The organism is Cellulomonas citrea, from assembly GCF_009829685.1.
Taxonomy (GTDB): domain Bacteria; phylum Actinomycetota; class Actinomycetes; order Actinomycetales; family Cellulomonadaceae; genus Cellulomonas; species Cellulomonas citrea.
The window spans coordinates 1-4,472 of the sequence record NZ_VWSD01000193.1 but is presented as its reverse complement, the minus strand read 5'-3'; the positions used below and the strand labels follow the sequence as shown (position 1 = coordinate 4,472).

5 protein-coding genes and 1 pseudogene are annotated in these 4,472 nt (G+C 72.8%); 3 read left to right on the top strand and 3 right to left on the bottom strand.

From position 1 onward, the window contains the following. Window positions 1–227 (top strand): annotated as a pseudogene (locus F2B26_RS14695) (ABC transporter ATP-binding protein); the annotation flags it as partial. Next, on the top strand, window positions 220–1,077 hold the full coding sequence (locus F2B26_RS14690; protein WP_159810627.1) for an ABC transporter ATP-binding protein: 858 nt from the start codon (window positions 220–222) through the stop codon (window positions 1,075–1,077). The pseudogene F2B26_RS14695 and the gene F2B26_RS14690, both read left to right, overlap by 8 nt. Before the next feature lie 45 nt (window positions 1,078–1,122). On the opposite strand, the gene F2B26_RS14685 is transcribed toward F2B26_RS14690, so the two are convergent. From F2B26_RS14685 to F2B26_RS14675, 3 genes are all read right to left on the bottom strand, one after another. Then, window positions 1,123–1,527 carry a DUF5684 domain-containing protein gene (locus F2B26_RS14685; protein WP_201292763.1) on the bottom strand — a complete coding sequence of 135 codons (405 nt, stop codon included), beginning with the start codon at window positions 1,525–1,527 and terminating at the stop codon, window positions 1,123–1,125. Between the two features lie 84 nt (window positions 1,528–1,611). Further along, window positions 1,612–1,902: an acylphosphatase gene (locus tag F2B26_RS14680; protein WP_159810625.1), complete on the bottom strand. Its 291-nt coding sequence runs from the start codon at window positions 1,900–1,902 to the stop codon at window positions 1,612–1,614. 31 nt (window positions 1,903–1,933) lie between these two features. Further along, window positions 1,934–3,607 carry an AMP-binding protein gene (locus F2B26_RS14675; RefSeq protein WP_201292762.1) on the bottom strand — a complete coding sequence of 558 codons (1,674 nt, stop codon included), beginning with the start codon at window positions 3,605–3,607 and terminating at the stop codon, window positions 1,934–1,936. Window positions 3,608–3,749: 142 nt separating this feature from the next. Here F2B26_RS14675 and F2B26_RS17590 point away from each other — a divergent pair. Further along, window positions 3,750–4,472: MarR family winged helix-turn-helix transcriptional regulator (locus F2B26_RS17590; RefSeq protein WP_159810623.1), on the top strand; the 723-nt coding region annotated here is incomplete at its 3' end.

Here is a 4,472-nt window from a genome sequence, read left to right as displayed (position 1 = left end):
GCGTGCTGCTGTCCGGGCTGCCGTCCGACGTGGTGCGCCACGCCCCCGGCACGGTGCTGGGGACCGCGGACGGCCTCGACCCCGCGCACACCTGGCGCCGCGGTCGCGAACGGCACGGGTGGCTGCCGCCCGGGCAGGACCCGCCGCCCGGTGCCCGCGTCCTGGTCCCCGACCTCGAGGACGCTGTCATCGCCGCGACCTTGGACCAGGAGGCCCGTGATGAGTGACCCGCTGGTCGAGGCTCTCGGCGCCAGCCGCCGGTTCGGCGCCCTGCTCGCGGTCGACGACGTGAGCCTGGCGGTGCGCCCCGGTGAGGTGGTCGGCCTGCTCGGCGCCAACGGGGCGGGCAAGACGACCCTGCTCACCCTGCTGCTCGGGCTGCTGGCACCCAGCGCCGGTGCCGTGCGGCTGTGCGGCGCCCCGCCCTCGCGCGAGGGCCGGCGCCGGGTCGGCTACGTGCCGCAGAACCTCGGGCTCTACGACTCGCTCACGGTCGCCGAGAACCTGGAGTTCATCGCCGGCGCGTACGGCACCCCGGTGCCGACCCTGCCGGACGGTCTGGCGCCGTTGGCCCGTACGCCGGTCGGCTCGATCGGGCTGGGCAACCAGCGCCGGCTCGCGTTCGTCGCGGCGCTCGGGCACGCACCCGCGCTGCTCGTGCTGGACGAGCCGACATCGGGGGTCGACCCGCTGGCCCGGGCGCGGCTGTGGGACACGATCCGCGAGCAGGCGCAGAACGGGGCAGGCGTGCTCGTGACGACGCACTACCTGCAGGAGGCCCGCCAGTGCGACCGGCTCGTGCTCATGGTGGCCGGCCGAGCGGTGGCCGCAGGCTCCGAGGCCGACCTGGTCGGAGACCTGCAGGCGGTGCAGGTGCGCACACCCGTCTGGCAGGAGGCATTCGCGGCGCTCACCGCCGCACAGCTGCCCGTCGTGCTCGAGGGCACGGGGCTGCGGGTCGCCGACGTCCCGGTGCAGCAGGTGCGTGCCGCGCTCGCGGCTGCCCAGGTGCCGGCCGAGGTCGAGGCGGTCCCGGCACGTCTGGAGGAAGTGATGGCGGCCCGGGCCGCACGGTGATCCGTGCCGCCCGGGCCGCGAGGTCCGGCAGGGGGAAGAGGTGGATCAGGCGGTGCGGGGCGCCGCGTTGGCCGGGCCGACGTAGCGCGCGTCGCCGAGCCACAGGATGAGCGCGAAGATCCAGTTGAGCAGGAACAGGCCGACGCCGAAGCCGGTGCCCTTGCCGAACGACTTGGCCAGGTCGATCGCGATGAGCACCGCGACGACGATGTTGACGACCGGGATGAAGAACAGCACGACCCACCACGCCGGCCGACCGATGATCTTCAGCTCGACGATGATGTTGTAGATCGGCACGAACGCCGCCCAGCCGGGCTCGCCCGCCTTGCTGAAGACGCCGTAGAGCGGCAGGACCGCGACGACGTAGATGACGAGGTACAGGAAGAGGCCACCGATGCCGATGCCGGCCGAGGCTGCGGTGTCGTCCATGAGGAGCTGCGCGATGTGCATGCAGGGAAGGTAGCGGTCACAGCCCCTGCTGAGAAGAGGTCCAGGTAACAACTATTCGACGTCCGCGGGAAACCTTGCCGACGCTCAGACGTCGACCGAAAACCCCGTCTGACCTCGGACGGGCTCCTCGCGCACCTGCACCGACAGCACCCGGGCGAACCGCGGACCGTGCGCCAGCCAGGTGAGCATCTGCTCGACCCGGTCCGGCGGACCTTCGACGGCGACCTCGACCGCACCGTCGTCCCGGTTGCGCACCCAGCCGGCGACCCCGAGCCGCTCGGCCTCGCACTGGCACGACCACCGGAACCCGACCCCCTGCACGGTGCCGCGCACCACCGCGCGCCGGCGCACCGTGGGGTCCGGACCCTGCTGCATGCCGGCAGCCTAGGCCGCCGGCCGGCGCGGCTCAGCCCGCGGCGGCCTCGGAGTCCTGGCGGATCTGCACCCGGCGGATCTTGCCGGAGATCGTCACCGGCATCGCCTCGACGAACTCCACCACGCGCGGGTACTTGTACGGCGCGGTCCGGTGCTTGACGAAGGCCTGGATCTCCCGGGCGAGCTCGTCGGAGGCCTCGTAGCCCGGGGCGAGCACGATCGTCGCCTTGACGACGATGCCGCGCACGGGGTGCGGGGCACCGGTGATCGCGCACTCCTTGACCGCCGGGTGCGCCATCACGACGCTCTCCACCTCGAACGGACCCACCCGGTAGCCGGAGGTCTTGATCATGTCGTCGGTGCGCCCGACGTACCAGAAGTACCCGTCGGCATCGCGTCGGGCCAGGTCGTGCGAGTGGTAGTAGCCGTCGTGCCACACCGAGCGCGTGGTCGCCTCGTCGTCGGCGTAGCCCATGAACAGCCCGAGGGGGCGGCCACCGTCGCCGAGCCGCAGGCAGATCTCACCGTCCTCGTCGACACCGGCCTCGCGGCCGTCCTCGGTGAGCAGGACGACGTCGTAGGCGGGCGACGGCTGGCCCATCGACCCCGGACGGGTGGGCTGCCACCAGTTCGTGACGACGGAGAGCGTCATCTCGGTCTGGCCGTAGCCCTCCTTGATCTCCAGGCCGGTGGCCTCCTTGAACCGCTCGTAGACCACGGGGTTCATGGCCTCGCCCGCGATGGTGGCGTGCTGCAGGGCCGACAGGTCGTAGGCGGACAGGTCCTCGGCGATGAGGAACCGGTAGACCGTGGGGGCGGCGCAGAACGTGGTGACCCGGGCCTCCTGCAGGTGCTCCAGCAGCCGCACCGGGTCGAACCGGTCGAAGTCGTAGACGTCGACGCAGCAGCCCATGAACCACTGGCCGTAGAGCTTGCCCCAGACCGACTTGGCCCAGCCGGTCTCCGAGACGGTGAGGTGCAGCCCGTCCGGGTCGACCTTGTGCCAGTACTTGGCCGTGGGAATGTGCGCGACGGGATAGGAGAAGTCGTGCAGCACCATCTTGGGCTGCGCCGTCGTGCCGGAGGTGAAGTAGAGCAGCATCGGGTCGGCCGCGACCGGCAGGTCGGCGCCGGTGGGCCGCACGAACGGGCCGGCCGCGTCGAGCGCCGCGTCGAAGTCCACCCAGCCCTCGCGCCGGCCGCGCACCCCGGCCTTGACCAGGTGCACCCCGAGCTCGGCCTCGGCCTCGTCGAGCTCGGCGGCCAGCTCGCCCTCGAGCGTGCAGACCGCCGCCGTCACCCGTGCCTCGCGCAGCCGGAAGACCAGGTCGTAGGCCTTGAGCTGGTTGGTGGCCGGGACGGCGACCGCCCCGATCTTGTGCAGCGCGATGATCGCCCACCAGAACTGCACGTGGCGCTTGAGGACGAGCAGCACGCGGTCCCCCTTGCGCACCCCGGCCGCGGTGAACCATGCGGCGGCGGCGTCCGACCGCTCCTTGACCTGGGCGAACGTGTACCGGGCCAGCTCGCCCTCGTCGTTGCACCAGCGCAGCGCGGGGCGGTCCGGGTCGGTGCCGGCGAGCTCGTCGACGACGTCGTAGGCGAAGTTGAACTCGGGCGGGCAGTGCACGCGGTAGCTGACCGGCACCCCCTGCTCGTCCAGCTCTTCGTCGAGGTAGCGCAGGTGCAAGGGACTCGTCGGCACGTTCGACACCGTACTTCACCAGGTCCGGGCCCCGGTGGGACATCTACCCGGGCGGCCGACACCGCAGGGTTGACGAATGCGAAGGTACCTGTCAATCTGGTTCTGCGAAGGTACCTTCGCACATACGCTTCCAGGAGGACCCATGACCACCCCCCACGACGAGCCGTTCGACGGCTCCCCCGACCACCCGGACCCCACGCCACCCGTCGACACCGCACCCGACGCCGACGCCGACCCCGAGGACCTGCCCGCCGCCGTGTTCCGGCTGCACGCGCTGCTCGCCCGACGCGAACGCCACCGCCGCCCCGGCGCGCACCGCGGCCAGGGGCGCGTGCTGGCCCTGCTGGCGCTGCGCGAACCGCTCGGCCAGAAGGAGCTCGCCTACCTGCTCGGTGTGCGCTCGCAGTCCCTCGGCGAGCTGCTCACCAAGCTCGAGCGCGCCGGGCTCGTCGAACGCACCCCCGACCCCGCCGACCGCCGGTCGACGACCGTCCGACTCACCGACGCGGGCCGGCAGGCCGCCAGCGACGTGCGCGGACGCGCCCAGGAGGACGACGACCCGTTCGCCGTGCTCGACCCCGAGCAGCGCGAGCAGCTCGGCACGCTGCTGGCCCTCGTCATCACCTCCCTGCGCGAGCAGGACGGTGACCCGCGCGGCGGCCCGCGCGGCTGGCACCGGGGCTTCGGGCCCGGCGGACCGCGCGGCCGGTTCGGCCCCGAGGGCCCATTCGACGCTGTCGGGCCGCAGGACGTGTTCGGGCCCGACGGACCGTTCGGACCGCGCGGACCGTTCGGTCCCGACGGCCCCTTCGGCCCCGAGGACGCCGACCCGCGGCTCGGCCCGGACGGCCTGCGGCCCCCGGCC

What these genes read in the sequence shown, in the direction of transcription:
- F2B26_RS14690 (WP_159810627.1), top strand. Translation starts at nt 220, where the DNA reads ATGAGTGACCCGCTGGTCGAGGCTCTCGGCGCCAGCCGCCGGTTCGGC.
- F2B26_RS14685 (WP_201292763.1), bottom strand. Translation starts at nt 1,527, where the DNA reads ATGCACATCGCGCAGCTCCTCATGGACGACACCGCAGCCTCGGCCGGC.
- F2B26_RS14680 (WP_159810625.1), bottom strand. Translation starts at nt 1,902, where the DNA reads ATGCAGCAGGGTCCGGACCCCACGGTGCGCCGGCGCGCGGTGGTGCGC.